The 26,514-nt window shown below is 70.3% G+C and carries 23 protein-coding genes and 1 riboswitch; of the genes, 10 read left to right on the forward strand and 13 right to left on the reverse strand.

What is annotated here, in order from left to right; all coding sequences use genetic code 11:
* Positions 1 to 90: 90 nt before the first annotated feature.
* The 3 genes from Mth01_RS04215 (at position 91) to Mth01_RS04225 (ending at position 6,336) form a co-directional block, all read left to right on the forward strand.
* Positions 91 to 1,143 carry a DUF5937 family protein gene (locus Mth01_RS04215; RefSeq protein ID WP_204011468.1) on the forward strand — a complete coding sequence of 351 codons (1,053 nt, stop codon included), beginning with the start codon at positions 91 to 93 and terminating at the stop codon, positions 1,141 to 1,143.
* A gap of 268 nt (positions 1,144 to 1,411) precedes the next feature.
* On the forward strand, positions 1,412 to 4,447 hold the full coding sequence (locus tag Mth01_RS04220; RefSeq protein ID WP_204011469.1) for a Tn3 family transposase: 3,036 nt from the start codon (positions 1,412 to 1,414) through the stop codon (positions 4,445 to 4,447).
* Positions 4,448 to 5,085: 638 nt separating this feature from the next.
* Positions 5,086 to 6,336, forward strand: coding sequence for a coiled-coil domain-containing protein (locus tag Mth01_RS04225; RefSeq protein WP_204011476.1), 1,251 nt, complete (start codon positions 5,086 to 5,088; stop codon positions 6,334 to 6,336).
* Between the two features lie 148 nt (positions 6,337 to 6,484).
* Here Mth01_RS04225 and Mth01_RS04230 read toward each other — a convergent pair whose 3' ends face one another.
* Positions 6,485 to 7,444, reverse strand: coding sequence for an endonuclease/exonuclease/phosphatase family protein (locus Mth01_RS04230; RefSeq protein ID WP_407695918.1), 960 nt, complete (start codon positions 7,442 to 7,444; stop codon positions 6,485 to 6,487).
* A gap of 116 nt (positions 7,445 to 7,560) precedes the next feature.
* Positions 7,561 to 8,100 (reverse strand): MarR family winged helix-turn-helix transcriptional regulator, encoded by a 540-nt coding sequence (locus tag Mth01_RS04235; RefSeq protein ID WP_204011481.1) that lies wholly within the window; start codon positions 8,098 to 8,100, stop codon positions 7,561 to 7,563.
* Between the two features lie 94 nt (positions 8,101 to 8,194).
* Here Mth01_RS04235 and Mth01_RS04240 point away from each other — a divergent pair, with 94 nt between their 5' ends.
* On the forward strand, positions 8,195 to 8,602 hold the full coding sequence (locus tag Mth01_RS04240; protein ID WP_239089340.1) for a nuclear transport factor 2 family protein: 408 nt from the start codon (positions 8,195 to 8,197) through the stop codon (positions 8,600 to 8,602).
* Positions 8,603 to 8,753: 151 nt separating this feature from the next.
* On the opposite strand, the gene Mth01_RS04245 is transcribed toward Mth01_RS04240, so the two are convergent.
* The 8 genes from Mth01_RS04245 to Mth01_RS04280 all read right to left on the reverse strand — a co-directional run bounded on the left by Mth01_RS04245 (position 8,754) and on the right by Mth01_RS04280 (position 18,096).
* The gene (locus Mth01_RS04245; RefSeq protein ID WP_204011488.1) at positions 8,754 to 9,971 is read right to left on the reverse strand and encodes an NAD(P)/FAD-dependent oxidoreductase; all 1,218 of its coding nucleotides are present in this window, start codon (positions 9,969 to 9,971) and stop codon (positions 8,754 to 8,756) included.
* Between the two features lie 92 nt (positions 9,972 to 10,063).
* Positions 10,064 to 11,008 (reverse strand): RNA polymerase sigma-70 factor, encoded by a 945-nt coding sequence (locus tag Mth01_RS04250; protein ID WP_204011491.1) that lies wholly within the window; start codon positions 11,006 to 11,008, stop codon positions 10,064 to 10,066.
* 54 nt (positions 11,009 to 11,062) lie between these two features.
* The gene (locus Mth01_RS04255) at positions 11,063 to 12,355 is read right to left on the reverse strand and encodes an MFS transporter (RefSeq protein WP_204011493.1); all 1,293 of its coding nucleotides are present in this window, start codon (positions 12,353 to 12,355) and stop codon (positions 11,063 to 11,065) included.
* Between the two features lie 11 nt (positions 12,356 to 12,366).
* Positions 12,367 to 13,506: a MerR family transcriptional regulator gene (locus tag Mth01_RS04260; RefSeq protein WP_204011495.1), complete on the reverse strand. Its 1,140-nt coding sequence runs from the start codon at positions 13,504 to 13,506 to the stop codon at positions 12,367 to 12,369.
* Between the two features lie 116 nt (positions 13,507 to 13,622).
* Entirely contained in the window at positions 13,623 to 14,861 is a 1,239-nt protein-coding gene (locus tag Mth01_RS04265) for a cation:proton antiporter (RefSeq protein ID WP_204011497.1), read from the reverse strand.
* 5 nt (positions 14,862 to 14,866) lie between these two features.
* Positions 14,867 to 15,349, reverse strand: coding sequence for a cation:proton antiporter regulatory subunit (locus Mth01_RS04270; protein ID WP_204011499.1), 483 nt, complete (start codon positions 15,347 to 15,349; stop codon positions 14,867 to 14,869).
* 261 nt (positions 15,350 to 15,610) lie between these two features.
* A complete protein-coding gene (locus tag Mth01_RS04275; protein ID WP_204011503.1) occupies positions 15,611 to 16,324 on the reverse strand; it encodes a CHAP domain-containing protein in 714 nt (237 codons plus the stop codon).
* A 13-nt stretch (positions 16,325 to 16,337) separates the two neighbouring features.
* Positions 16,338 to 16,477: riboswitch (cyclic di-AMP (ydaO/yuaA leader) on the reverse strand.
* Positions 16,478 to 16,677: 200 nt separating this feature from the next.
* Entirely contained in the window at positions 16,678 to 18,096 is a 1,419-nt protein-coding gene (locus Mth01_RS04280) for a serine hydrolase domain-containing protein (RefSeq protein ID WP_239089341.1), read from the reverse strand.
* Between the two features lie 109 nt (positions 18,097 to 18,205).
* Here Mth01_RS04280 and recD2 point away from each other — a divergent pair, with 109 nt between their 5' ends.
* Positions 18,206 to 20,440 (forward strand): SF1B family DNA helicase RecD2, encoded by a 2,235-nt coding sequence (gene recD2 / locus Mth01_RS04285; protein WP_407695916.1) that lies wholly within the window; start codon positions 18,206 to 18,208, stop codon positions 20,438 to 20,440.
* 308 nt (positions 20,441 to 20,748) lie between these two features.
* Positions 20,749 to 21,966, forward strand: coding sequence for a L,D-transpeptidase (locus Mth01_RS04290; RefSeq protein ID WP_239089342.1), 1,218 nt, complete (start codon positions 20,749 to 20,751; stop codon positions 21,964 to 21,966).
* Between the two features lie 53 nt (positions 21,967 to 22,019).
* Here the strand turns inward: Mth01_RS04290 and Mth01_RS04295 are convergent, their stop codons facing one another.
* On the reverse strand, positions 22,020 to 22,199 hold the full coding sequence (locus Mth01_RS04295) for a hypothetical protein (RefSeq protein ID WP_204011509.1): 180 nt from the start codon (positions 22,197 to 22,199) through the stop codon (positions 22,020 to 22,022).
* A gap of 198 nt (positions 22,200 to 22,397) precedes the next feature.
* Here Mth01_RS04295 and Mth01_RS04300 point away from each other — a divergent pair, with 198 nt between their 5' ends.
* Complete coding sequence (locus tag Mth01_RS04300) at positions 22,398 to 22,700, forward strand: type II toxin-antitoxin system RelE/ParE family toxin (RefSeq protein WP_204011512.1); 303 nt, start codon at positions 22,398 to 22,400, stop codon at positions 22,698 to 22,700.
* On the forward strand, positions 22,697 to 23,041 hold the full coding sequence (locus Mth01_RS04305; protein WP_204011515.1) for a helix-turn-helix domain-containing protein: 345 nt from the start codon (positions 22,697 to 22,699) through the stop codon (positions 23,039 to 23,041). The genes Mth01_RS04300 and Mth01_RS04305 overlap by 4 nt, the downstream gene beginning before the upstream one ends.
* 88 nt (positions 23,042 to 23,129) lie before the next feature.
* Here Mth01_RS04305 and Mth01_RS04310 read toward each other — a convergent pair whose 3' ends face one another.
* Positions 23,130 to 24,044: an SDR family oxidoreductase gene (locus Mth01_RS04310; RefSeq protein ID WP_204011517.1), complete on the reverse strand. Its 915-nt coding sequence runs from the start codon at positions 24,042 to 24,044 to the stop codon at positions 23,130 to 23,132.
* Between the two features lie 110 nt (positions 24,045 to 24,154).
* Complete coding sequence (locus Mth01_RS04315) at positions 24,155 to 25,261, reverse strand: radical SAM protein (RefSeq protein ID WP_239089343.1); 1,107 nt, start codon at positions 25,259 to 25,261, stop codon at positions 24,155 to 24,157.
* 138 nt (positions 25,262 to 25,399) lie between these two features.
* Between Mth01_RS04315 and Mth01_RS04320 the strand changes: the two genes are divergently transcribed.
* The gene (locus Mth01_RS04320; RefSeq protein ID WP_204011519.1) at positions 25,400 to 25,723 is read left to right on the forward strand and encodes a DMT family transporter; all 324 of its coding nucleotides are present in this window, start codon (positions 25,400 to 25,402) and stop codon (positions 25,721 to 25,723) included.
* Between the two features lie 118 nt (positions 25,724 to 25,841).
* Positions 25,842 to 26,453, forward strand: coding sequence for a TetR/AcrR family transcriptional regulator (locus tag Mth01_RS04325; protein ID WP_204011521.1), 612 nt, complete (start codon positions 25,842 to 25,844; stop codon positions 26,451 to 26,453).
* Positions 26,454 to 26,514: the final 61 nt, after the last annotated feature.

Below are 26,514 nucleotides of genomic sequence, written 5' to 3' on the forward strand. Positions count from 1 at the left end.
AGCATCCAGACCACCCCGGTCGCGGTTCAATGGATTTGGAAATAGCCGAATCCACCGGCCTGTTGCGGCCATGAGAGACAAGGTGCGGTCATGGCGGTGCAGTTGCTCGTGGAGACAGCGGACCTGCTGAAATGCCGCTTCGCGCTCTCCCCACTGTGGGAGACCGTCGCCGCCGTACGGACCCTCACTGATCCCCGTCGCCAGGCATACCACCTGCCCTGGCTGAGGAATCTCCGCCCCCAGCTCGACGAGAAACAACTCTCCCCGCTCCTGACCCTCCTCCCGCATACCGGGTACACACCGGACTTCCTGACCCCGCCCCCGACCGGCCCGCTCTCAGAGATCGAGGACGAACTGGCCCGGGTCGCAGACACCCCCACCACCCATGTGAGGGAGGAACTCGACCGCTGTCTCCACGGGCCCGAACGGAACACGCCTCCGCCCCCCGAAGTCGCCGACCGTCTCCTCGCCGACCCCGCTCGCACCCTCGCTCAGCTCGTCACCCTGATCCGTGCCTGCTGGAACTGGCTCATCGCCCCGCAATGGACCCAGCTCCGGGATTTGCTCGATGCCGACATCGCCGTCAGATCTCGGCAATTGACCGAGGGCGGGCTCCATCGCATGCTCACCGAGTTGCACCCCACCATCACCTGGCACGAACTCGGCGCACTCCACATCGCGGCTCCGCACCAGACCCGGCACCCCCTCAACGGGCAAGGGCTCCTACTCCTACCGAGCGCCTTCGTATGGCCGGCGCTCACCGTGGTGGTCGAAGCACCCTGGCAGCCCACCCTGATCTACCCGGCGCGCGGAGTCGGTGACCTCTGGCAGTCCTCACCCCACCCGCCAGCGCCACGAAGCCTCCAGCGCCTCATCGGACGCACCCGCGCCAAGGTGCTGACCAGCCTGAGCAAGCCCACCTCGACCAGCACCTTGGCCCGAAACCTCGGCCTGAGCCCCGCCACCGTCTCCGAGCACCTCGCCACGCTCCGTGACGCAGGTCTGGTTTCTCGCTACCGCGTGGGTCGCACGGTTTACTACGCACCCACCGCCTTGGGCACGGCGCTGGGCCAGGACCCCGCCCACGGAACCGACACCGCCGGAGGACGGGCAGATGACGCACCCATCGTGCTGAAGCCCTGAGGAACAAAAGCATCCGCCCCGCTGGCCAGAACCGCTACTCTGGTGGCCGGACGGTGATCCCGGTAACCGAGGGACGACTTCTTCGTCTGCTCCGAGCCCCGGGCCCGGATGAGGAAGTGATCGCCTACACCGGCGACGTGGACTCCGTCCTGCGGTAGAGCCGGTACCGGTACTACGTCATCCCGTCCCTTCGGGCACTTCGCCGATACTTGCGCCCGCTTTACACCGGCGCCCCTACCGTCCAGTCCGAGATGGAAGGGGCTGTGGAGTGGGGCGGGATCTGGGACTGGACGGGGTGGTGGACCACTTCACCCTGTCCGGCGACGAGACGGGATGGCTACGCAACAAGACCGGGGCGACGAGGCTGGGCTTCGCCGTCCAGCTCAAGTTCTTGACCTGGCGCGGCCGGTTTCCCCGGATGCGCATGGAGCTGCCGCCCGATGCGGTCGAGCACGTCGCCAAGCAGGTCGGCGTTGCCGCGTCCGAGCTGGGGTTTTACGACTTCACCTCGCGTGCCGCGAAGCGGCACCGCAGCGAGCTGAGGGATCTGACGGGCTGGCACGAGTGCACCAAGACCGACCTGGTCAAGCTCGTCTCGCACCTGGTGGACGTGATCTGGCACGACGAGCGCCGTGAGGAGCAGGTGCGGGCAGAGCTACTGCGGCAGATGCGCGTGGACCTGATTGAGCCGCCCACCGCGGCCCAGGTCAACACGGTCATCCGGTCCGCGCTGCACCAGGCCGACGAGCGGGCCGTCGCCGAGGTCGCCGCCCGGCTCGCGCGGGCGAAGGACTGCACGCGGCGGCTGGACGCGCTGGCCTTCACGGACCCGATCGGCACCGGCACCGAGCCGGGCGACAGCGCGACCGTGGACGGCGACGATACGACGGACGAGGAGAATGTCGAGTCGGTGCTGGCCGACATCAAGGCGCATCCGGGCAACGTCAGCCTCAACTCGCTGCTGGACGAGATCTCCAAGCTGGGGCAAGTCCGCGCCGTCGGCGTCCCAGCCAAGGCGTTCGCCGGCATCGGCGTGCAGGTCATCAACGCCTGGCGGGCCCGTGCCTCCGCGTCCTCGCCCAGCCACCTGCGGCGCTTCGACGCCTCCATACGGCACGTGCTGCTAGCCGCGTTGCTGTTCCAGCGGCAGCGGGAGATCACCGACACCTTGGTGGAGTTGCTGAACTCCACCGTGCACCGCATCAACGCGCGCGCCGAGAAGAAGGTGACCGAGGCGTTCGTCGCAGAGTTCACCAAGGTCCGGGGCAAGGCCGGACTCCTCGGGAAGATCGCCGCCGCTTCCCTCGGCGCCCCCGAGGGAAGCGTGCGGGAGGTGATCTACCCAGCTGTCGGCGGGGAGAAGACGCTCAAGGACCTGGTCGCCGAGATGAAGGCGACCAACGCCGAGTTCGCCCGCTCGAAGCGGGAGGTGTTCAAGTCCTCGTATAGCAACCACTACCGCAGCGGGCTGATGAAGCTCCTGGGCGTGCTGGATTTCCGCTCCTCCAACGACAGGCACAAGCCCGTCATCGAGGCGCTGAAGCTGATCAAGCGGCACAAGGACTCCTCCACCACCTACCTCCCGCTTGGCGAGACCATCCCACTGGAGGGGGTGGTACGCAAGGACTGGATGGAGTTCGCGATCTTCACTCCCGACAAGGGGCCCCAGCGCGTCATGCGCACCGTCTACGAAGCGTGCGTCTTCCAGGCCCTGCGCGACCGGCTGCGCTGCAAGGAGATCTGGGTGGTCGGCGCCGACAAGTGGCGTAACCCCGACGACGACCTGCCCGACGACTTCGAGGTCCGGCGCGCGGAGTACTACGAGAAGCTGAACAAGCCACGCGACGCGAAGATGTTCATAGCCCAGCTCCAGAGCGAGATGCGCGCCGAGCTCGGCGCCCTGGACACCAAGCTGCCGAAGCTGCCCTGGGTGACGATCAGCGGCAAGCACCGCAACGGGATGATCAAGTTCAGCGAGCCCGAACCGCAAAAGGAACCCAAGAACCTGCGCAAACTCAAGAAGGCGATCCGCAAGAAGTGGGGCACCGTCGCTCTCATCGACATCCTCAAAGAGGCCGCCCTGCGCACCGGGATGCTCAAGGCCCTCGCCCCGGTCGGCACCCGGGAGGCGATCGGCGAGGCGAAGCTCCTGGAACGCCTGCTCCTGATCGCGTACGCGTACGGCACTAACTCAGGGATCAGCGCGGTCGCCGCCGGTGAGCACGGGCACAGCGAGGAGGAGCTCCGCTACACCGCGCGGCGCTATCTGACTGCGGTCGGCCTCAAGGCCGCTGGGGTGGAGATTGCCAACGCCACCTTCGCCGCCCGCCAGGAAACCGTCTGGGGGCAGGGCACCACCACCGTCGCCTCCGACTCCACACACTTCAAGGCATGGGACCGCAACATCTTCACCGAGTGGCACTCCCGGTACGGGGGCCGCGGCGTGCTCGTGTACTGGCACATCGAGAAAGGTTCGATGGCCATTCACAGCCAGCTTCTCAACTGCACCGCCTCCGAGGTCGCCGCCGCGATCGAGGGGATCATGCGCCACGCCACGACCATGCAGGCCGAAGGCAACTATGTCGATTCACACGGCCAGTCGGAAATCGGGTTCGGACTGACCCGGCTCCTGGGCTACGACCTGCTGCCCCGCATCAAGCAGATCAACAAGGTCAAGCTCTACCGACCCGGCCGCGAGGACGAGGAAGCCTACGACAACCTCGCCGACGCGATGACCCGCCCGATCCGCTGGGACGTCATCAAGAACAACTACGACCAGCTCATCAAGTACGCCACCGCCATCCGGGTCGGCACTGCCACCACCGAGGCGATCCTTCGGCGCTTCACCCGCACCGCCTCCCACCCCGTCTACCAGGCCATGCTCGAAGTCGGCCGCGCGCAGAAGACCATCTTCGTCGCCCGCTACCTACGCGACCGCGATCTCCAGCGCGAGATCCAGGAAGGGCTCAACGTCGTCGAGGGCTGGAACGGCGCCAACGACATCATCTTTTTCGGCAAGAGCGGCGAACTTTCCTCCAATCGCCGTGACCAGCAAGAACTGTCCGTTCTCGCACTCCATCTCCTGCAAACGGCGCTCGTCTTCGTGAACACCCTGATGATCCAGGACATGCTTGCCGACCCCGAATGGGCCGACGTCCTCACCGACGAGGACAAACGCGCCCTGACCCCGCTGTTCTGGATGCACATCCAGCCGTACGGCGAGGTGCGGCTGAATATGTGCAGCCGCCTCCAGTTCGCCACCCCCGTCCCCCAGGCCCCGGTTCCCGACCCCGCTGCAGCCTGATGCGGTGTCCGATACCCCCCACCACACTGGCCTCCTCGCCGACCAGCAGGGAACCAGCGTGGCGCTCAGGGCTGGCGCCTTCGATCCGAAGGCTACTGGCGGGTTACTTGTCACCTGGTTCGCCGCTCGTTAACGGCACCCCAAGCGGGGGCCACGATCGAAGGCCGCCGGCGACGCCCAGACACGCGGCCCGCGCCGACAACCGCTGGTTGCCATCGTCAACTGTCATGGGCGTACTCCTTGCTCCTCCGACACAGCGATGGACGCGAGCCTCGATCTCATTGATTGGGGTGTGCGCGAGCCTGATCTGTGCGGCGTCGTCAGCCGCCGAGGTCCGAGACCCGGCGGAGCGCAGTTTCTCTTCATGGAATTCGCCTGCGCGGCGACGCCCTGGGGGCTACCCCGCAAGCCTTGGCCCAAACCGTCCGACATCGGCACTGCGCCGGACCGTAGGCGTTCAACCTCTCCGCCGGCATGTGAGACAGGACAGGTGTCTCGCCGGGCCGGGTCTCCGCAGTCGCTAGATAACTTGCGGGAATTACCCGTCTCCAAAGCTATTCGGCTCTCCTGTCTGCGCAACGAATCTCTGTTTCTGATTTTCTGTTTCCAGAAATACAGAAATTGGTAGGCTGTCGCGTGTGACGAATCCCCCGGAGACGGGCGTCCCGGCGAGCACGGCGGCGACCCCCGAGAGCATCACGACCTCTGCGGCCACGACGACGCGGGCCTGCAGGCACTGCGGCGCTGCGATAGAGCAGCAGGTGCGGCGGGGCAGGCCCAGGGAGTACTGCCCGCAGGGGGCCTGCCAGGCGGCGGCAAAGCGGGAAAGGGAGATGCGCCGGGCCGCACCCGGACTCGAGGGAGCGCTCGCCCGGGTCGAAGACCTGTACGAACGCATGGAGAAGGGCCTCACGGCGGCTATCGAGCCGCTCGCCCAGGTGCTCGCCGACGAGCTGAGCCCGGCGGGAGTCGAGGCGAAGCTGAGCGCGGTCCAGGCCGAGGCGCACACCCGCGTCGCCATCGCCCGCACCGAGCGCGAGCAGGCACTTGAGCAGGTACGGCTCGCGCGCGAGGCCGCACAGGCCGCCCGGCGGGAGGCGCAGGAGTCCCGGCAGACGGCAGAGGAGGCCTACGCCGAACGCGACAGCGCGTTCACCGACGCCGAGACCGCCCGCGAGCAGGCGCTGGCCGCCCTGCGCGAGGCGGCGAGCACCGAACGGAAGGCTCAGCAGGAGGCCGCTGAGGCCCGCCAGCGGGCCGAGGCGGCTGAGACCGCGCGCGTTCAGGCCGTTAAGGAACTGACCGCACGGGTCGATCAGGCTGTATCGGAAGCACGCCAGGCGCGGGCGGACGCCGTACGGGAACGGCAGGAGCACGAACGGGCCGCCGCCGAGGCCGCAGCGGCGAAGAACGAGGCCGAGCTGGCCCGGCGCGCGCACCGCGAGGCCGAGCAGGCCAGTGCGGCCGCGCTCGCCCGCGCCCAGGCCGCCGAGGCCGAACGCGACCGCGCCGTCACCCGCGCCGAGGCCGAACGCGATCGGGCGGTCGGCCAGGCCCATGCCGAACGCGACCGGGCACTGGCCCGCGCGCAGGCGGCCGAGGAAGCACGGGAGCAGGCGATCGCCGAGACGGCCCGCGCCGCCGCTGAGACGGCGCAGGCCAGACAACGAGCGCAGGCAACCCAGGATCAGGCGGATCGCGCCGTCGAACAGGCTCGTACGGCCGTCGCCGAGCGGGAGCGGCTCCAGGCCGAGCTGGCGCTGGAGCGGGCCCGCCTGGCCGACCTGCGGGCGCAGCTCGACGTGGCCAGGGCGGAGGCGGCCCAGCTTCGCGAACGGGCGGTGGCCGCCGAACTCCGCGCGGCTGCCCCCGACACGCCGGCGACCTGAGACACATCGGAAAGAAGGCCGAAGCTGAGAAGCCGTTGGCGCCGGTCGGCGCGATAACGGCGGGGGCGCTGGTCACCGGAGACCTGGACACGATTCGCCGCGAGACTTCTATGGCACCCTCAATGTGATCCGTGCCGTCGCGCCCTGTTCACCAGCTGATTTCGGCCGCCACCGGCAGATGGTCGCTGCCGGTGGCGGGCAGCACCCACGAGTTCGCCGGTTCCACGCCACGGACCAGGATCTGGTCGATCCGTACCATCGGGAACTTCGCCGGCCAGCTGAAGCCGAAGCCGTCCCCGGCGACGTCCTGGGCCGAGCGCAGCTGGGAGGTGAGGCCGGCGAACGCGCGGTCGTCCATGGTGCCGTTCAGGTCGCCGAGTAGAACCACCCGCTCGTTCTGCTCGGCGGCGATGGCCTTGGCGAGCGCCTGCGCGCCCCGGTTCCGCTGAGCCGTCCAGAAGCCCATCCTGGGATTCACCCGTACGGACCCGAGGTGGGCCACATACACCGCCAGCGGACCCTGGTCCGTGGCCACCGTGGTGCGCAGTGCCCGGTTGTAGGCCATCAACGGCCCGGAGTCCATCATGATGTCGATCGGCCGGGTGTCCGACAGCGGCAGCCTGCTCCACAGTCCGACCGTGCCCCGCACCGTGTGGTACGGGTACGCCTTCGCCAGCCCCTTCTCGAATGTGCCCAGGGTCTGCGCGGTCAGCTCCACCAAGGCCAGCACGTCCGCCCCTGAGGCGGCCACGTCACGGGCGACGGCGGCCGGGTCGGGATGGCCGGTGTCGATGTTGTGGCTGACCACCGTGAGGTCACCGCCCGGGCGGGATTTGTCGCCGAGCAGCCCGCCGAAGAGGTTCAGCCACACCATGACCGGCAACAGCAGCGCGACCGCCGCGGAGGCGGAGCGGCGCCACAGCGCCCCGGCCGACAGCACCGGGATGAACAGGCCGAGCCATGGCAGGAAGGTCTCCACCAGGCTGCCGAGGTTCCCGATCCGGTTCGGGATCTTCGCATGCAGCAGCATGAGCAGGCCGAGCAGCAGCGCCAGCACCGCGAGCAGCAGACCACGCTTCCAGGGACCCCGCCGGGAGGCGGCGCGTATCGGCCGGCGGATGCGCGCGCGCCGGGTCCCGGCACCGGTGTCCCGGCGGCCGGCACCGCCCTTTCCGCCCTCCGCCGTGTCCACCGGCGTCACTGTCCGTCCTTGCTCACCCGCGGTCACTGCTGCATCCTCCTTCCGCTCGCGGTGCCGCCCGTCGAACGCGTTGACCTCGGCAAGGACGAGGCCCTCCCGGCGCGAGTGGTCGGTTGCCGATGCTCACCCCGTTGGTGGTGCGTGAGCAGTCGAGCGAGCAGGCGGGTCAAGGTCTGCCTGTCCTCAGCCGGGAGAGGTCCGAGCAGGTCGTCCTGTACCTGGTCGAGCGCTTGGTCTATGCGTCGCAGTTGCCGATCACCTGCCTCGGTGAGGGTCACCATGTTGCGTCGCCGGTCGTCCGGATCGGGCGTGCGCTCGACGAAACCCTGTTCGGCCAGTTCGTTGATCGCCGCCACGACGTCGCTGCGGTCCATGTTGCACCGGCGACCCAGTTCGGCCTGGCTGGCCGCCCCGAACTCGTCCAGCGCGGCCAGGATCCGGAAGTGGTACCCACGCGCACCCATCTCGCCGAAGCCGTCGGACGACAATCGGTGGGCGTGCACTGCCAGCTGGGTGAGCAGCCAACTCGGCTTCGCGGTCAGGCGTGCGGGGGTCTCTTCCACAGCAGTAACCCTACATCGTTGGCGCGTCCAATGAATATCTGTATAGTTGGCGCTACCAACATTGGAATCGCCAACGAGAAAGGATGTCATGTCCATGGATACCCTGATCGCCGACCACATCGCGATCACCGACCTGTTCACCCGCCTCACGCGCCTGCTCGACGAGAAGCGGTGGGAGGACGCCGGCACCGTCTACACCGACGATGTGACGGTGCACTCACCGCGCGGGGGCGAACTCCACGGCATCGACAAGGTCGTCGGCTTCCTGCGGCAGGCCGAGGCCGGGGGGGAGCACACCCAGCACACGTCCACCGACCTGCTGGTGGAGGTCGACGGCGACCGGGCGACCGCCTCGGCGAACTCGTTCGTGTACCACTACCGCGACGGCCAGGCGCCCCACTTCACAGGCGGCCTGCGACAGTACACCACCGCAGTACGGACACCGGCGGGCTGGCGATTCCGCGAGATGCGGATCATGCCCGCCTGGAGGCGGGAGGGCTGATCTCCGCCCGGAAGCCGTGGACGCCACGGAGGGCGACACGCACCACCGAACCGCGAGGCTCCGCGGCGGGTGGCCGAGCCGTGCCCGGTGCCGGTCGACGTGGGGGATGCGGGGCGCCCTCGCGTGGAGGGCGCCCGCTTCGCCCCTGGTGTTATGCCAGTGCCTCGACGGCCGGGCCCGCCGCGGCCCGTTCCCACGTGACGCGGCGGCGCCGGGTCGGCAGCCCGAACGTCGGATTGGCGACGCCCCAGGCGGCGCCCTTGCAGACCAGCTCCTTGTAGACGGCGGCGATCCGTCCGGTCAGGACCGCCCGCACGGCGCGGTCGTCGGCGGTGACGTACTGGATCAGGCCGTCCTCGCGTCCCAGCGAGATGCACTGGTTGAAGTAGCGGATCGGCGCGTTCGGGAGCTTCCCGCCGGTCAGGCGCGCCGCGATCGCGTCGGCGGCCTGCCACGCGGCCGGAGTTCCCGAGGCGCACGACATCCGCAGCGGCTTGTCCCCGGGGCCCATCGCCAGGGCCGCGTCACCGACGGCGTACACGTCCGGATGCGAGACCGAGCGCATGGTCCCGTCGACCACGATCTGACCGGTGCCGGTGACCTCCAGGGTGGTCGCCTTGGCGATCGGGTGGACCGCGAAGCCGGTGGCCCACACGGTGACCGCGGCCGGGATGGCCCTGCCGCCGGCGGTGGCGACGCGGCCGGCTTCGACGCCGGTGACGGCGGTGTGCTCGTGCACGGTGATCCCGAGCCTGCCGAAGACCTTCCGCAGATGCTCGCGGCCCTTGGGCGAGAGCCAGTCGCCGAGGCCGCCGCGGGCGGCGAGGGCGACCTCGAGGTCCGGGCGGGCCTCGGCGATCTCGGTCGCGGCCTCCACGCCGGTGAGGCCGCCGCCGACGACGACCACGCTCTGCCCGGCGTCGAGGCGGGCCAGGCGCTCGCGCAGCCGGAGCGCTCCGGGGCGGCCGGCGATCTCATAGGCGTGCTCGGCGGCCCCGGGGACGCCTTGGGCGTTCCAGCCGCTGCCGAGGGCGTAGACGAGCGTGTCGTAGCCGAGTTCTTCTGCCCCGGCCGCGACCAGGCCGGTGCCGTTCACGTCGGCGACGGCGACGGTCTTGCGGTCGACGTCGACGCCGGTGACCTTCGCGAGCCTCAGTTCGACGCCGGCGCCCGCGAACATCTCGCTGAGCGGCCGGGGCCTGAGGTCCTGCCCGGCCGCCAGCTGGTGCAGGCGGACGCGTTCGACGAAGTCGCGCTCGGCGTTGACGAGGGTGATGGCGACGTCCTCGCGGCGGAGCCGCCTGGCGAGGCGGCCGGCGGCGAAGGCTCCGGTGTATCCGGCTCCGAGGACGATGATGCGGTGCCGCATTTCCTGCTCCTGTCTCGCGCGGGTTCGCCACTTGAACCGGGCGGCCCGCCGTTTCCTGACAGGAACGCGATGTGAAGCACCTCACACAGTGATCAGAAGGCGATGAGCAGGGGTTCCCCATGATCGGCGGCCGCCCACCGCGCGGTCGCGCGCTCAAGCTTGTCGGGGTTGACCTGGTTGCGGAGCCCGGCGATGCCCTCTGCGGTGACCTCCAGGCACATGACTCCGACGACCCGGCCGTCGACGACGGCCACCACGGCGGGGTCGCCGTTGGCGGTCCAGGCGTAGACCTCGGGCGCGCCGCCGACCAGGGCACGCTTGACCTCGGCGGGTTTGAGCAGGCCCCGCAGGAACTTCGCGACCGCGACGGCGCCCTCGAGCACCTTGGCGCGGGCCGGGACCTTCCCGCCGCCGTCGCCGATCGAGATGGCGTCCTCGGTGAGCAGACGCACGAGCGGCTCGGTCCGGCCGGTGGTGGCGGCCACCAGGAACTCCTCGACGATCCGCCGGGCGGCGGCCTCGTCGACTTCAGCGCGGACCCTGCCGTCCGCGACGTGCTTCTTGGCGCGGTGAAAGATCTGCTGGCTGGCGGCCTCGGTGATGTCGAGGATCTCGGCGATCTCCCGGTGCGGGTAGTCGAAGGCCTCCCGCAGCACGTACACCGCCCGCTCGTTGGGGGACAGGCGCTCCATGAGGGTGAGCACCGCGTACGAGACCGATTCGCGCTGCTCGGCGGTGTCGGCCGGGCCGAGCATCGGGTCCCCGGCGAGCAGCGGTTCGGGCAGCCACTGGCCCACATAGGTCTCACGGCGCACCCGCGCGGAGGTGAGCTGGTTGAGACACAGGTTGGTGAGGACCTTCGTCAGCCAGGCCTCGGGGACCTCGATGCGGTCGACGTCGGCGGCCTGCCAGCGCAGGAACGTCTCCTGCACTGCGTCTTCGGCCTCTCCCGCCGAGCCGAGGAGGCGGTAGGCGATGGCCTCCAGGCGCGGCCTGAGGGACTCGAACCGATCGACATCGTCCACGGTCAAGGGCACGGCCCGATCCTAGCCGCCAGGAGAAACGCGCGGCCGAGGCATGCCGTCGCGCGGTCAGCGGCCGGGAGGCCGGGGGACGTAGTGGCGCAGCTGGGGTGTCGCCCAGGCGATCGCCGCCACGGTCACCGCGGTGAGCGCCCCGCCCGCGCAGATCACGACGTGCGGCCCGTACGCCGCCCCGGCCGCTCCGTGCAGCAGGTTGGCGATCTGCGGGCCCCCGACCAGCACGACGGTGAGCGGCCCCTGGACCCGGCCGCGCATGGCGTCGTCGGTGTGCGCCTGGGAGATGGCGTTGCGGAAGGTGCTCAGCACGAAGTTCACCGCGCCGCCGCAGGCGAGCGCCGTCAGGGCGATCTCCAGCCGTGCGGCCAGCCCGAGGACCACGACGGTGAGACCCCACGTGACGGCGGCCGCCGCCATGAGGGCGCCCTGGCGCCGGGCCCGGGTGAACGTGCCCGACAGCAGCCCGGCCAGCAGGACCCCGGCCGGGTAGGCGGCGTAGAGCAGCCCCAGTTCCATGCCGCCGCCCGGCTGGCCGCCGAAGGCGTGCCGGGCCAGTTCCGGGAACAGCGCCGACGGCATGCCGAAGACCATCGCGGCGAGGTCCACCCCCAGCACCGCCAGCAGCAGCCGGCTGGCCGCGAGATAGCGGAAACCCGCCAGGATCTGTCCGATCGTGGTGCGGGGCGGACCGTCCTGTGCAGCCGTGGCGTGGGGTGGCAGCGGCGGCAGCTTCGCGACGGCCCACACGACGGCCAGCAGCGCGACGGCGTCGAACAGGTACAGCGTGCCGAGCCCGGCGACCGGGATCAGGGCCCCGGCCAGCACCGGTCCCAGGATCGAGCCGGTGTAGCGGACCAGCGAGCTGAGGCTGCTGGCCGCCGGCAGCAGTTCGACCGGGACCAGGCGGGGCACGACCGTGCCCATCGTCGTCATGACCGCGCCGAACGTCAGCCCCTGGCAGGCCACCGCCACCAGCAGGAGCGGAAGCGATCGGCCGCCCAGGGCGGCCTGGGCCCACAGCACGGTGTACGTCAGGGCCAGGCCGCAGTGCGCGGCCAGCAGCACCTTTCGCCGGTCCATGCTGTCGGCGAGTGCCCCGGTCCACAGCGCCGCCGTGACCAGCGCGACCAGCGACACCGCAGCGGCGCCGCCCACGGCGGCCGACGAACCGGTCATCGTGAACAGCTGCGTCGGCACCGCGACCACGCTGAACGAACCGCCCACCGCGCACACGGCCGAGGCCGTCCACAGCCGCCGGTAGGCCGGGACGGCCAGCGGGCGGCGGTCGACCGTCCAGGCGCCGATCTTCCGAACCGCCGGCCCATGGACAACCGGCACGTTCACGGTTGACGTGCTCATCGCGGGCCGCCGCCGTTGTGACCGGTGCCGTTGTGACCGGCGCCGTCCGCGGACGAGGTGTCCAGCCGCGCCACGTCGGCGACCACACATGCGACGTTGTCGGGGGCGCCGGCGGCGTACGCCCGCTCGACCAGTTCGTTGAGCACCTCCTGAGGACCGCCCGTACCGGCCAGCGCCTCGCGCAGCGACCCGGCCGGCACGACGGCCGACAGCCCGTCGGAGCACAGCAGGTACCGGTCTCCGGCCACGGCCTCGTGCAGCGACAGGTCGGGCTGGGCCGCGCCCGTACCGGTCAGCGCCCGCACCAGTAGCGACCGCCGCGGATGCGACGCCGCCTCCTCCGGGCTCAGCCGGCCCTCGTCGACCAGCGACTGCACGTAGGTGTGGTCATGGGTGATCTGGAACAGTGCCCCGTCACGCATCAGGTAGGCTCGGCTGTCGCCGATGTGCACCAGGGCCAGGCGGGACCCCGACCACAGCAGGGCGGTCAGCGTGGTGACCGCCTCACCCGACGGCGCCGACGCGGCGATGTCCTGGATCGCCCGGTCGGCCTCGGCGACCGCGTCGGCGAGTGCGCCGAGCAGGTCATCCGCCGGAACCGCACGGGTTTCCAGCGGCTTGAGCGCCTCGACGGCCGCGGCGCTGGCGCGGTCCCCGGCCCGGCCGCTCATCCCGTCGGCCACCGCCAGCAACCGGCTGCCGGCGTAGGCGGTGTCCTCGTTGCTCGTGCGTACCAGTCCTGACTCCGACCTGGCGGCGTACCGGATCCCGAGCATGGTCGCGGCGTCTTCCACGGCGCTGCCCCTTCCCGACAGATAGTCGACGAGGAAGGTGGCCAGCCGCCCGCGGGCCGCCGTCTCGGCCATCACCCGCTCCCAGTAGCCGGCGACCTCCTCGGCCGCCGCGGGCGCCGGCAGGTCGCACACCCTGCGGATGCGCGCCAGCGGCATCCCCAGCCGCCGCAACCAGGCGATCAGTCGGGCCTGCTCCAGCTGTCCCGGATCGTAGTACCGGTATCCGGACTCCCCGTCCACCGCCGCGGGCCGCAGCAACCCGAGTTCGTCGTACAGCCGCAGCGCCTTCGGCGACAGCCGTGCGGCGCGGGCGAACGCCCCGATCGTCAGCAGCTCACCCACCGCTCCTCCTCGTCTCGGCCCCCGTGGCCGACGCCGACGATCCTGCGGCTTCACCCAGGGGGAAGGTCAAGACGCCGCCGCGAGGACTGGACGGCCGATGGTACGTGAACGATCGGTCAGGAGATCTCGTCCGCGGCTTCGACGGGATCCTGCGCAGCCGTACGGGTGAGCGGCCGGGCGACCGGCTGGGGGGTCGCGATGGTGCGGCGACGCAGCAGGCGTGCCAGCGGTTCGGCGCCGCGGGCCAGCAGCGGCCCGGCGACCGCGAGGATGAGCACGTAGGCGGCGGCCAGCGGCCCGAGCTTGCCGCCGACGCCGCCGCTGACGGCCAGGCCGGCGATGACGATGTTGAACTCTCCCCGGGAGATGAGGGCGGCCCCGGCACGCAGCCGGCCGCTCGGCCCGACCCCGGCCCGGCGGGCGGCCCACCATCCGGTGGCGACCTTGGTCGCCACCCCGATCACGGCGAGCAGCGCGGCGATCCCGAGGACCGGCGGCAGTTGGCGCGGGTCGGTCTGCAGGCCGAAGAACACGAAGAACACCGCGGCGAACAGGTCACGCAGCGGCTCCAGCACCCGCCTGGCGTTGTGGGCCAGGGGGCCGGACAGGGCGATGCCGACCAGGAACGCCCCCACGGCGGCCGACACCTGCAACTGCTGGGCGACTCCGGCGACCAGCAGGGTCAGCCCGAGCACCTTCAGCAGGAGCACCTCTTCGTTGGGGCTGGAGGCGAACCGCCCTACCAGGGTGCCGTGCCGTAGCGCGATGACCAGGATGACGGTGATCGTGCCGCCCGCGACGGCGAGGCTCATCGCGCCGGCGGCCAGACCGGCCCCGGCCAGCAGGGTGGTGAGGATCGGCAGGTAGGCGGCCATGGCGAGGTCCTCGAACACCAGCACCGACAGCACCGCGGGGGTCTCCCGGTTGCCCAGCCAGCCCAGGTCGCCGACCACTTTGGCGGTGATGCCGGAGGAGGTGACGTAGGTGATGCCGCCGAGGGCGACGGCCGCGACGGGTCCCCATCCCAGCACGAGCGCCGTGATCACGCCGGGGGCGGCGTTCAGCACCAGGTCGAGCAGGCCCACCGGGGCCGAGGTGCGCAGCGTTCCCACCAGTTCGTCGGCCGTGTATTCCAGGCCCAGGGTGAACAGCAGCAGGATCACGCCGACCTCGGCGCCCAGGGAGACGAATTCCTCGCTGGTGGTCAGGGGGAGGATCCCGCCGATCCCGAAGGCCAGACCGGCCAGCAGGTACAGCGGGATCGCCGAGATGGAGAACCGGACCGCCACGGCTCCGAGCAGCCCGAGGGCCAGAATGATCGCACCGAGTTCGATCAGCTGGATGGCACCGTGCACGGGCGTCATCCGTTGCGGAAGATGTCGGCCACCGCCGCGGTTCCCTCCCCGGTGCCCACGACGACGACGACGTCGCCCGGGGCGAACACGAGATCGGGACGTGGGCTGGCGATCACCTGGCCGTCACGCACCACGGCGACGATCGACGCCCCGGTCCTGGTGCGTACCCTGCTGTCGCCGAGCGCTCGCCCGTCGTACGGCGATCCCGCCGATATGGGGATCTTCTCGGTCACGAGCCCTTCCACCTGGCGATGCAGCTCGTTGAGGCGCTCGACGATGCGGCCGGTGCCCAGCAGCTCGGCCAGCGCGCTGGCCTCGTCGGCGGTGAGCAGCACCGTGACCACACAGGTGTCGGGGTCTTCCTTGTCGTAGATCACCAGGTCGCGGCGGCCGGTGTGATGTGAGATCACTCCTACCTGCCGGCCTCGTTCGGTGGTGAGCACATGCTGCAGCCCGATCCCCGGCAGTCCCGTCCGCGTGAGATCCACGTCTCCTCCTGACCTTTTCCTTTTCCTGGTGCCGCGGACTCCGGCGGCCCTACATGGGTGTTCCTACCGCCACAGCATTACAGAACATGACAGACCGGGCGAACCGCGTCGGGTGGGGCGGAAAACGGCCGGACCCCGACCCGGAGCCGCGATCACGGCTTCAGGTCGGGGTCCGGCCGGCGCCAGGGCCCGGCGCGGGATTCGGCGCGGGGCTCGGTACCCGCCGGCGGCCGCGTCAGGGACCGGCGTCAAGCGGCCGCGTCACGGCGCGGTGTACAGCGGGTAGCCGTACCCCGCCACGTAGCCCGTGGAGCGGGTGCGCTCCTCGACGGCGCCGCCGTCACCGGTGTTGCCCTCGATGGTCTCGATGGTGCCGTCGCCGTTGTCGCGGACGACGAAGCCGACATGGTCGATGCCGTCGATGTCGCCGCCGCCGCTCCAGTCGAAGAAGACCACGGCGCCGGGCTTGGGCGTCTGGCCCCACCGGCCGTGCTCGGCGAACCACGTCGCGTGCTCGACGGTGTAGGCGTCCGACCCCATGACGGGGCCGATGCCGAGCCGCTCGCCCACCCAGGAGACGAACATGTCGCACCAGGGGGCGTTGGCGTAGCCGTCCAGGGTGCCGCCGTCACGTGCCAGGGTCTCCTGGGCGCGCGGAGTGGACATGTACCAGTCGTGGAACTTGGTCCCGCCGCCGTCGCCGTTCTCGGTGATTCCCACCTGGCTGGCGGCCAGCTTCAGCACGTCCTGCGGGCTGACCTTGGGCAGCGTGCGGGCGATCTGAGCCAGAGAGTCGGGGTTGCCGTGGCCGCCGGCCTGCGCGATGTGGCCCGTGACCGCGGTGGCGTGAGCGGGGGCGGCGTGGGTGGTGGCGGCCAGCGCGGCCTGCGGCCCGGCGACGACGGCGGACACGAGCGCGGTGGTCGCGGCGCCGGTGACGAGGGCAGCACGAACACAGGACTTGAGGGCGTGCATGCGGGGTCTACTCCCTTGCTTCCATGCCGCCTACCGGGTTAGCTGACGGGTTCGGGCTGGAAGTCGCCCTACGGCACGGCACAGCGCACCGATTCACCCCAGGAGAGGTGGGTCCCCGGCTCCGCGTGGACGCGGACTCGGCGGCCGGGCGGCATCCCCGGAGGGAACGCCGCGTCGGTCAGAGATGGGACGCAGTTGACCTAAGAAACGGACATATGCGCCCTTAGCTGCCTAAAAGGTAATAGATACCACGCCGCCGGTCAAGTAAAGACAAGGGGGGGTTTACTGGACATGACGGTGGGAACCCCCGGGGCGGCGCGAGCACAGCCGCTGCCGTCCCCACCGACACACCTTCATCTCGGCGGCTCACCGCCGGCCCCTCGCCGCCACCCCTGGGGGTCCACACCGCCCGGCACCGGGGCCCCCGGATCGTACGGCTCGCGGGTGAACACGAACGTGTTGAGGTCCAGGTGCACGCCGCCGTCGCCGGAGCGGACCACCCGCAGGGTCTCGCCGGCGTAGTAGCCGTCCAGCCCGAGCCAGGTGCCGTCGTCCCGGGCGGCGAACCGCGACGCCCGGCCCTGGCCGCTGACCGGCGTGAGCGACAGCCCCCGCCGCGGCAGCACCCGCAGCACGTACGGCGCCGGCCCCCAATACCACGGCCCGGTCAGCGCCAGCAGGTCGTCGTCGACCTCGATGGGCTCCCACTCGGCCGGCAGCGGCGGCTCGTGCTCGGCGAGGATGTCCAGCAGATCGGTGTCGAGCGGCCCGCGCATCCCCGAGGTGGCGTTGGCCAGCCACAGCACGCCGACACCGTCGGCGGGATCGGCCCACACCGTGGCCAGGAAACCGGGCATCGACCCGGTGTGGCCGGCCAGCCGCCGCGAGCCGCGCGGACCGGTGTGCCGGGCGAGCTGGAAGCCCAGGCCGTACCCCCGGCTCCAGGAGTCGCCGTCCTCCACGATGGCCGGCTCGCGCATCTCCGCGAGCGTGTCCGGCCGCAGCACCTCCCCGATGCCACCCCCACCCGTGTCACCGCAGATGAAGGCCGCCCAGCGCGCCAGATCGGCAGCAGTCGACCACATCTGCCCGGCCGGGGCCATCGCGCCATGGTCGTTTTCCGGCTCCGGCAGCAGCACATCGGCCCACGGGTGCACGGCGTACCCGCTCGCGTGCGGGGACCGCGGCCGCGCGGTGGTGTCGCGCATGCCGAGCGGCTGGAGGATCTCCTCGCGCACGGCCTGCTCCCACGGCGCCGACCGCTTGCGCGCCACCAGCTCGCCCAGCAGCCCGAACCCCACATTGGAGTAGTGGTAGCGCCGCCCCGGCCGATGCCGAGCCGACTCCGGCCCCATCGCCCCGATCATCTCGGCCACCGCCACCCCCGGCGTGCGCTCCCACCACTGGCCGGGCGGCTCGGCCGTCAGCCCGCTGGTGTGCGACAGCAACTGGGCGATCGTCGCCTCACCCACGGGCGTGCCCGGCACGTGCTTGTCCAACGGATCGAGCAGGTCCAGCCGCCCCTCGTCACGCAGCCGCATCACCATGACCGCCACCATCGTCTTGGTGATCGACCCGATCCGGTACTGCGTGTCCCGGTCCGGCCGCTGCCCGCCGACCCGCCCCCGGGCCCCGAACCAGGCGATCTGCCCACCCCGGACCACCGCCGCCACCAGCGAGGGCACCCGCGACTGCGCCTGCTCGACCGCCAGCCTGCGCAGCATCGCGCGAGCCGTACCCTCCAGAACCATCCCGCCGACCTCCCCAGTCACGACCGCATCGTCGATCGCACCAGGCTAGCGTCCCGGCGGCACCGGATCCGGCGCACAGCACGGGGCAGGCCGTACGCGGCGCGACCCCGTCTGGGAGACAATGCCAGCCATGACCAATCCTCCCGGCGCGGCAGCGGACAGGCCGCCGGGCACCGTGCTGGAGGCGGTGCTCGAACGGATCACCTACGCCAACGAGGAGACCGGCTACACGATCGCCCGGGTCGCCGCCGAACGCTCGGGCAGCGAGCTGCTCACCGTCGTCGGGCCGCTGCTGGGCGCACAGGTCGGCGAATCGCTGCGGCTCACCGGCCGGTGGGGATCCCACCCCCGGTACGGCAGGCAGTTCGAGGTGTGGTCCTACGCCACGGTCCTGCCGGCGACCGTCCAGGGCATCCGGCGCTACCTCGGCTCCGGACTGATCAAGGGCATCGGCCCGAAGATGGCCGAGCGGATCGTCGACCACTTCGGCACCGACACCCTCCGCGTGATCGAGGAGGAGCCCGAGCGGCTGGTCGAGGTCCCCGGGCTCGGCCCGAAACGCACCCGGATGATCGCCGCCGCCTGGGAGGAACAGAAGATCATCAAAGAGGTGATGATCTTCCTGCAGGGCGTCGGCGTGTCCACCTCGATCGCCGTGCGGATCTTCAAGCAGTACGGCGAGGCCTCCATCGGCGTGGTACGCAAAGAGCCCTACCGTCTCGCCGACGACGTGTGGGGCATCGGGTTCAAGACCGCCGACACCATCGCCCAGGCGGTCGGCATCCCCCATGACAGCCCCGAACGGGTCAAGGCCGGGCTGCGCTACACGCTGTCGGAGGCCGCCGACGACGGGCACTGCTACCTGCCGGCGCCCAACCTCGTCGCCGACGCCGTCAAGATCCTCGAGGTGCCCGCCGAGCTGACCGCCGCCTGCCTGGAGGAACTGGCCGCCGAGGAGGGCGTCGTCCGCGAGGACGTCCCGGCAGGGGAGAGCGGAGACAGCACCGTCCCGGCGATCTACCTCGTGCCGTTCCACCGCGCCGAGCTTTCCCTGGCCGGCACGCTGCGGGGCCTGCTGGCCTCCGGCCGCGACCGGCTGGGCGCGTTCGAGGCCGTCGACTGGCCCACCGCCTTCGATTGGCTGCGCGGCAGGACCGGCGCCGACCTCGCGCCCGAGCAGGCCCAGGCCGTACGGCTCGCGCTGACCGAGAAGGTGGCCGTCCTGACCGGCGGCCCCGGCTGCGGCAAGAGCTTCACCGTCCGCTCGATCGTCACGCTCGCCCGGGCGAAACGCGCCAAGGTCATCCTCGCCGCTCCCACCGGACGGGCGGCCAAGCGGCTGTCGGAGCTGACCGGCCACGAGGCCACCACCGTGCACCGGCTGCTGCAGCTGCGCCCGGGCGGGGACGCCTCCTTCGACCGCGACAACCCCCTGGACGCCGACCTGGTCGTGGTCGACGAGGCGTCCATGCTGGACCTGCTGCTGGCCAACAAGCTCGCCAAAGCCGTACCACCCGGCGCCCACCTGCTGTTCGTCGGCGACGTCGACCAGCTCCCGTCGGTCGGCGCCGGGGAGGTGCTGCGCGACCTGCTGGCCGCGCCCGACGTCCCCCGCGTACGGCTGACGCAGATCTTCCGCCAGGCACAGGAGTCCGGCGTGGTCGTCAACGCCCACCGGGTCAACACCGGGCAGCAGCCCCTGGTCCGGGAGTTCGCCGACTTCTTCCTGTTCCCCTGCGAGGAACCGGAGGAGATCGCCGCGCTGACCGTCGACGTGGTGGCCCGGCGCATCCCGGCCAAATTCGGGATCAACCCCCGGCGCGACGTCCAGGTTCTCGCGCCCATGCACCGCGGCGCCGCCGGCGCCGGCGCGCTGAACACCGCACTGCAGGAGGCGCTGACGCCGGCCCGGGAGGGCATGCCCGAACGCCGCTACGGCGGGCGCGTCTTCCGGGTCGGCGACAAGGTCACCCAGCTGCGCAACAACTACGACAAGGGCGCGGCCGGGGTGTTCAACGGCACGGTCGGCGTCGTCACCGCCATCACCCCCGAGGAGAGCAGGCTGACCGTCCGCACCGACGAGGACGAGGACGTCGACTACTCCTTCGACGAGCTCGACGAGCTCGCCCACGCCTACGCGGTCAGCATCCACCGCTCCCAGGGCAGCGAGTACCCCGCCGTGGTGATCCCCCTGGCGACCAGTGCGTGGACCATGCTGCAGCGCAACCTGCTCTACACCGCGATCACCCGGGCCAAGAAGCTCGTGGTCATCGTGGGGTCACGGCGCGCGCTGGGGCAGGCCGTGCGCACCAGGGGCGCCGGCCGCCGCCACACCGGCCTGACCCACCGCCTCCGCGGTCAATGATCGGACAGGTAGGAGACCATGGAGGGCTGCCCGAGCCGGCCGGTGCCCGGACTTCTGAGCTTCTCGACGGCTCTCGCAGGGATCCGTGAGAAGGCCCGACTCGTCCGCCCGGCGGCATGACGCCCGCCGCACTGAGCGTCACACTGACTGATGTACTTGGCGGATTTTGACGCGGACCTTACCCTGAGCTGGTGAAATCCAGCTCTTAGGTGATCGAATTGTGACCGAATCACACGGCAAAGCGTGCATATAACTGGCAACCCCCAATAGAGTCATTAGGGTGCCCTTTGCACTGTGGGGGAGAGATCGTGCCGAGCACTCACACTCGTTCGAAGTTGACGATCGCCGGAGTCGCCGTGGCCATGGCCGCGGCGCTGTCGGCATGCTCAGGAGGGTCGGGCGCGCCCGGAGCGGCGGGCGGCGCCGCTGAGACGGCCCCGCCCACCCCGGCGCCCTCCATCAAGATCAGCCCGGTCAAGGGCAGCGCCACGGTGCGCCCGGACAAGACCGTGATCGTCACCGCGGCCGGCGGCGCCCTGGAAGAGGTCACCGTCCAGGCGGCCGGCGGCACGCCGGTCGAGGGCAAGTTCAACGCGGACCGCACCAGGTGGATCTCCAGGCAGCCGCTCAAGCCCGCCAGTAAGTACACCGTGTCGGCCAAGGCCAGCGGTGAGGGTGGCCCCGCCACGGCAGCCAGCCAGTTCACCACGCTCAAGCCGAAGTACGCACTGGCCGTCGCCGACGTCACCCCCGGCATCAAGGGTGAGACGGTCGGCGTCGGCATGCCGATCATGGTCACCTTCAACCAGGCCGTGACCGACAAGGCCGCCGTCGAGAAGGCCCTGGAGATCGACGCCGAGAAGCCCGTCAAGGGCGCCTGGCGGTGGATCAACGACCGGCTGGTCATCTACCGGCCGGCCAAGTTCTGGCCCGCCCACCAGAAGGTGACATTCACCGCGAACCTGACCGGCGTACGCGGCGGACGCGACATGTACGGCGTGGAGGACCACACCGAGACCATCAAGATCGGCGCGGCGTGGGTCAGCACGGTCAACGTCAAGACCCACATGATGGTGGTCAAGCGCGACGGCAAGACCGTGCAGACCATGAAGATCAGCGCCGGCAAAGGGACCACCCGCGAATACACCACCACCAGCGGCATCCATCTGACCATGGAACGCGGCAACCCGGTCACGATGATCTCCCCGGGTAAGAAGGAGGGCGACCCCGGGTACTACAAGGAGATCGTCGACCACGCCGTCCGCATCTCCAGCAGCGGCGAGTACGTGCACAGCGCCCCCTGGTCGGTCGGCTCCCAGGGCCGCGCCAACGTCAGCCACGGCTGCATCAACGCCCACCCGACCCAGGCCAAGTGGTACTACGACAACTTCCATCGCGGCGACGTCGTGAAGATCGTCGGAACCAACCGGCCGCTGGAGTGGAACAACGGCTGGGGCTTCTGGCAGATGCCGTTCAGTCAGTGGCAGAAGGGCAGCGCTCTCACCGGCGGGGACTCCGACGCCTGATCACATCGGCGGGACTCGGCCCGGGGCCCGAACGTCCCGGGCGCGACCCGGGATCAGAACACGTCGTAATACATGAGCACGAACGCGCCGGCGACCTTCACCAGGGCGATGGCGATGATGACGCAGAACACGATCAGCGCAGGGCGATGCTCGAAGTGCTTGCCCTCTTTCAGCGGCGGCCGCTTGGCCACCCGCTCGGCGATGCGCTCTTCGAGCGGCTTGCGGTAGAACATACTTTTAGTTTATCTGCACCCCCCGCTGCCTCTTTTGTTGGGGAAGTGAACCCCCTCGCACTCCTCTCCGTGACAGAACACATGCAAGGAGTTGCCGAAACGGCACTTGGATCAACATAAGAAATTTATTATCCTGGGGTGAGTTGGCAGATAGTGATCGTCCCAGAAGTTCGAGACTGGCTTCATGAGCTGCGGAGGATGGATCGTCAGACGCTCATCTTGATCGCTGCCGCCCTGGATCGTATCGCCGAAGAAGGCCCCGGCCTCGGCAGACCGTTGGTCGACACGCTTCAAGGCTCCACGATCCGCAATCTCAAGGAGCTCCGTCCTGGATCCAGCGGGCGAAGCGAGGTGCGATTGTTGTTCGTTTTCGACCCCTGGCGTCAGGCTGTCTTTCTGGTCGCGGGAGACAAGTCCAGCAATTGGAACGGCTGGTACGACATCGCGATCAAGACAGCGGAGGTTCGCTTCGCCCGATACCTGAAAGAGAGGGAGTCGTGACAGACGATGCGGTGACCTGGGCCGAGCTCCGTGGCGAGCTGGTCCGACCCGAGGATGAAAGCGACGTAGCCGAACGCCGTGCGGAGTTGATCGCACGGCAACGTGCTCATCAATTGGCCGAGGCCAGGCGCAGGCGTGGCCTGCGCCAGGAGGACGTCGCGCAGGCCATGGGCGTCTCCCAGGCGCGCATCTCACAAATCGAGAACGGAGTGGTCAGCGAGGTGGCCACCTTGGCGGCATATGTGGCCGCGCTCGGCGGACAGCTCAAGATCGTGGCGGACTTCGGTGAATCCCTCATGGTCCTCGACACGCCTCGCGCGTCCCGCAGGGTGATCGGGTAGCCGCCAGTAATGCGCTGATCCTCGTCCCGCACTGTTAAAGCCATAAACCGTGCAAGAAGCCGTAGCGTCCCTACCTGAGACGGGTTCATCACCGATAACCGGTCACGTCGGCGGGCTTGCCGGCGTCCTGGACTTCGACCATGTACCGCCAGGCGTCCGGCCGGCTGCCGTCCACATCGGTGAAGCCGTACACCTGAGCGAGCTGCCCGCTCGACAGCGACTGCCCGTTCCACCGGCCCACCTGCGGGTCGGCCGCGAGCGCCGCGACCGCACGCCCAACGAACGCGGGCGTCTCGGAGATGGCGAAATGAGGTTGCGCGGCGAGCGCGTCGCGCCAGTTCACCTCCGTCACTCCGTAGTGCTCCAGCATGATCTCCGAGCGCATCCAGCCGGGCGTCAGCGACACCGCGGTCGCGCCATAAGGCGCCAACTCCCGTGACTGGGCGAAGGCCATGCGCGTCACGGAGGTCTTGGCCAGGTCGTAGAAGAAGGAGATGCGGTAGTTGGCCGCGTTGTAGTCGGCCGTGCCGTCGGTCACCTCCACCACCAGGCCGCCGGGCCGCCGGATCAACAGCGGGAGCGCGTAATGGCTGGTGATGATGTGCGTGTCGACGGCCAGCCGCAGGATCCGCAGGCCCGTCTCCAGCGAGTGCTCCCACAGCCGGTCACGCCAGCTGAACAGCAGCTCCCCACCCCAGATGTCGTTGACCAGTACGTCGAGCCGACCCTGCTCCCGCTCGATCCGCTCCACCAGGGCCCGGACCTGCTCGGGCTCGAGGTGGTCCACCTGGACCGGGATGCCGAGGCCGCCGGCGGCGGTGACCATCTCCGCGGTCTCCTCGATCGTCTCCGGCCGGTTCAGCTCCGAGCGCCGCTCCCGGGTGCTGCGCCCGGTCACATAGACCGTGGCACCCGCCGCGCCCAGCTCGGCCGCGATGCCACGCCCCGCACCCCGCGTCCCACCCGCGACCAACGCGACCGTCCCCGCCAGCATCTCGCTCATGGATCCGATACTGACAGGCGCGACCGACAGAATCCGCCGGGTCCGCGCCTCACCGGGCCAGGGCCTGCATACTAGACTAGGTCGTGGCGCCGCTGCGTAGCCGGCTCCCCTCACACCAGCGAGAGTTGGCGGGCGGGGGAGCGGCGGCGGCGCCAGCGCCGGGCCGAGCGGCCGATGCCGTACATCTCGGCCAGCGCCCGCACCTGCTCGGCCACCCGGGCACGATAGCCGGCATCGGCGACCTGGCCCCTGCCGTACAGCGCCTGGTACCGCGGCACGAGGCCGGGATGCTCACGCGCCAGCCACCCCAGGTACCATTCGCGGACACCGGCGGACAGACGCAGGACCAGCGGTGTCACACTGACCGCCCCCGCCTCGGCCGCCCGCCGGACGGTGGCCTGCAGGTGGTCGGTGGAGTCGGTGATGAGCGGCAGGATCGGCGCCATCAGCACCCCGCAGGGGATTCCCGCGTCGTTGAGCGCGGCGCAGACCTCAAGCCGCCGCTGCGGGGTGGCCGCTCCCGGCTCGACGGCCCGGCGCACCCGATCGTCGACGAAGCCCACCGACACGGCCGCGCCGACCTGGGTCACCTTGGCGGCCTCACGCAGCAGGTCGAGGTCGCGCAGGACGAGCGGGCTCCTGGTCAGCACGGTGAAGGGGTTTCCGGCATCGGCCAGGGCCCGGATGACGCCCGGCATCAGGCGATACGTCTCCTCCACCGGCTGGTAGCAGTCTCCGTTGAGGCCGAGCGCCACGCCGTCGCCGGACCAGCGGGATGAGCCGAGCTCGCGGCGTAACCGGTCGGCCAGGTCGGTCTTCACCACGATGTGGGTGGCGAAGTCGTCTCCGGGGTCCAGCCCGAGATAGCGGTGGCCGCGCCGGGCCCCGCAGTGACGGCACCCGGTCTCGCATCCCCGGTAGGGGCTCGCCGCCCACCGGTGGGGCAGCCCGGCGGTCTCGGGGATCCGATCGATCGCGGTCCGCGCCGCCACCTCCAGGCAGGTGACGTCGCCGAGCATCCGGGTGACCGCCCGCCGCTCGATCCGCCGCGAGGCCGCCTGCGACGGCGCCGCACCTGCCTCGGAACCGTCGAGCGCACCGTCGAGCAGCGACTGCTGCACAGGCTGATCAACGGGCCGGTGGACGGGGTGCTGCACCGCCGGAGCCATCGTCGCGGGAGAGGCGTCGCCACGCATAGAGATCAGTAGAACACGCATTCGACCCTCCCGCCAAGCGCCCACGCCGAACGGTTACCCGGCCCGGGGATAGCTGGAGTCCCCGGCAGGAAGGCTCTCGCCAGGACGTTGACCGACATTTAAAGTGGGACAAGCGTCCTGTTTAATGAAAGGGGTTCCATGGCCTGGCTTCTGCTCGCCGGTGCGATCGCCTCGGAGGTCGTGGCCACCTCCGCCCTGAAGCTGAGCGATGGGCTGACTCGGCTGGGGTGGAGCGCCGTGGTCACCGTCTGCTACATCGCCTCGTTCGTCCTGCTGGCCCAGGCGCTCAAGCTGCAGATGCCGGTCGGCTTCGCATACGCGATCTGGGCGGGCATCGGCACGGCCACGATCGCCCTGATCGGGGCGCTGTTCTTCGGTGAGGCCATGAACCTCGCCAAGATCGCGGGCATCGCGCTGATCATCTGCGGCGTCGTCGTCCTCAACCTCGCTGGAACCCCCTGACCTTCTGTCCGCAGAGCCACCGCCTGATCGTTTGACCCGGCGTGCCTCCGCCGAGAGAGTTGTCGGCGGCGGTCCCCAGCCGGATGGAGGCCGGAGCACAGGGAGGCCAGAGCAGGAAATGGCACCGGACCGGGATCAGGCCGCCGGCGGCGGGCGCCGCCCGCAGGAACGAGCGCTGCGTCGCCGCGAGGCGCTGCTGGAGGCGGCGGTCGACCTGCTGGGAGAGGGCGGCTTCACCGCCGTGACCCACCGCGCGGTCGCCCAGCGGGCCTGCCTGCCGCTCGCGGCCACCTCCTACTACTTCTCCTGCCGCGACCAGCTCCTGACCGAGGCGTTCGCCCTGCTGGTGGAGCGGGAGCTCGACCAGATGCGCGCCTACCTCGACGCCCTGCCCGCCGGTCCGCCCGAGCGGCTCGCGGAGATCCTCGCCACCGTGTACACCCTGGACCGCCCCCGGCAACTCGGCCTGTGGGAGCTGTACCTGCAGGCCGGCCGGGACCCCGCCCTGCAGAGCGTCGCCCGTGCCTGGACCGACGGATGCGACGAGATCGTCGCATCCGTGCTGCGCCGTACCGGCCGCCCCAGCGGCCGCGCGCAGGTCCGCTTCGTCACGACCGTGCTGTCCGGGCTGTGGCTGGAGGACATCGTCGAGGCCCGGCCGCAGGGCCGGGAACGCGCCGCCGAGGTGATCATCCGCGCACTCGGCGCCATCGTCGAGGTTCGCGGCTGACATCTCCCGATCTGCCGGTGCCATGTCCGAATCGTTCAAGACGTACGGCCGGCGGATGCCC

This window comes from Sphaerimonospora thailandensis, from assembly GCF_016863115.1.
Taxonomy (GTDB): domain Bacteria; phylum Actinomycetota; class Actinomycetes; order Streptosporangiales; family Streptosporangiaceae; genus Sphaerimonospora; species Sphaerimonospora cavernae.

Excerpts from the sequence above, each read along its gene's own strand:
- recD2 (WP_407695916.1), top strand. The coding sequence starts at position 18,206 with ATGACCAATCCTCCCGGCGCGGCAGCGGACAGGCCGCCGGGCACCGTG.
- Mth01_RS04295 (WP_204011509.1), bottom strand. The coding sequence starts at position 22,199 with ATGTTCTACCGCAAGCCGCTCGAAGAGCGCATCGCCGAGCGGGTGGCC.
- Mth01_RS04215 (WP_204011468.1), top strand. The coding sequence starts at position 91 with ATGGCGGTGCAGTTGCTCGTGGAGACAGCGGACCTGCTGAAATGCCGC.
- Mth01_RS04325 (WP_204011521.1), top strand. The coding sequence starts at position 25,842 with ATGGCACCGGACCGGGATCAGGCCGCCGGCGGCGGGCGCCGCCCGCAG.
- Mth01_RS04245 (WP_204011488.1), bottom strand. The coding sequence starts at position 9,971 with ATGCGGCACCGCATCATCGTCCTCGGAGCCGGATACACCGGAGCCTTC.
- Mth01_RS04300 (WP_204011512.1), top strand. The coding sequence starts at position 22,398 with ATGGATCGTCAGACGCTCATCTTGATCGCTGCCGCCCTGGATCGTATC.
- Mth01_RS04315 (WP_239089343.1), bottom strand. The coding sequence starts at position 25,261 with ATGCGTGTTCTACTGATCTCTATGCGTGGCGACGCCTCTCCCGCGACG.
- Mth01_RS04310 (WP_204011517.1), bottom strand. The coding sequence starts at position 24,044 with ATGAGCGAGATGCTGGCGGGGACGGTCGCGTTGGTCGCGGGTGGGACG.
- Mth01_RS04240 (WP_239089340.1), top strand. The coding sequence starts at position 8,195 with ATGGATACCCTGATCGCCGACCACATCGCGATCACCGACCTGTTCACC.
- Mth01_RS04275 (WP_204011503.1), bottom strand. The coding sequence starts at position 16,324 with ATGCACGCCCTCAAGTCCTGTGTTCGTGCTGCCCTCGTCACCGGCGCC.
- Mth01_RS04320 (WP_204011519.1), top strand. The coding sequence starts at position 25,400 with ATGGCCTGGCTTCTGCTCGCCGGTGCGATCGCCTCGGAGGTCGTGGCC.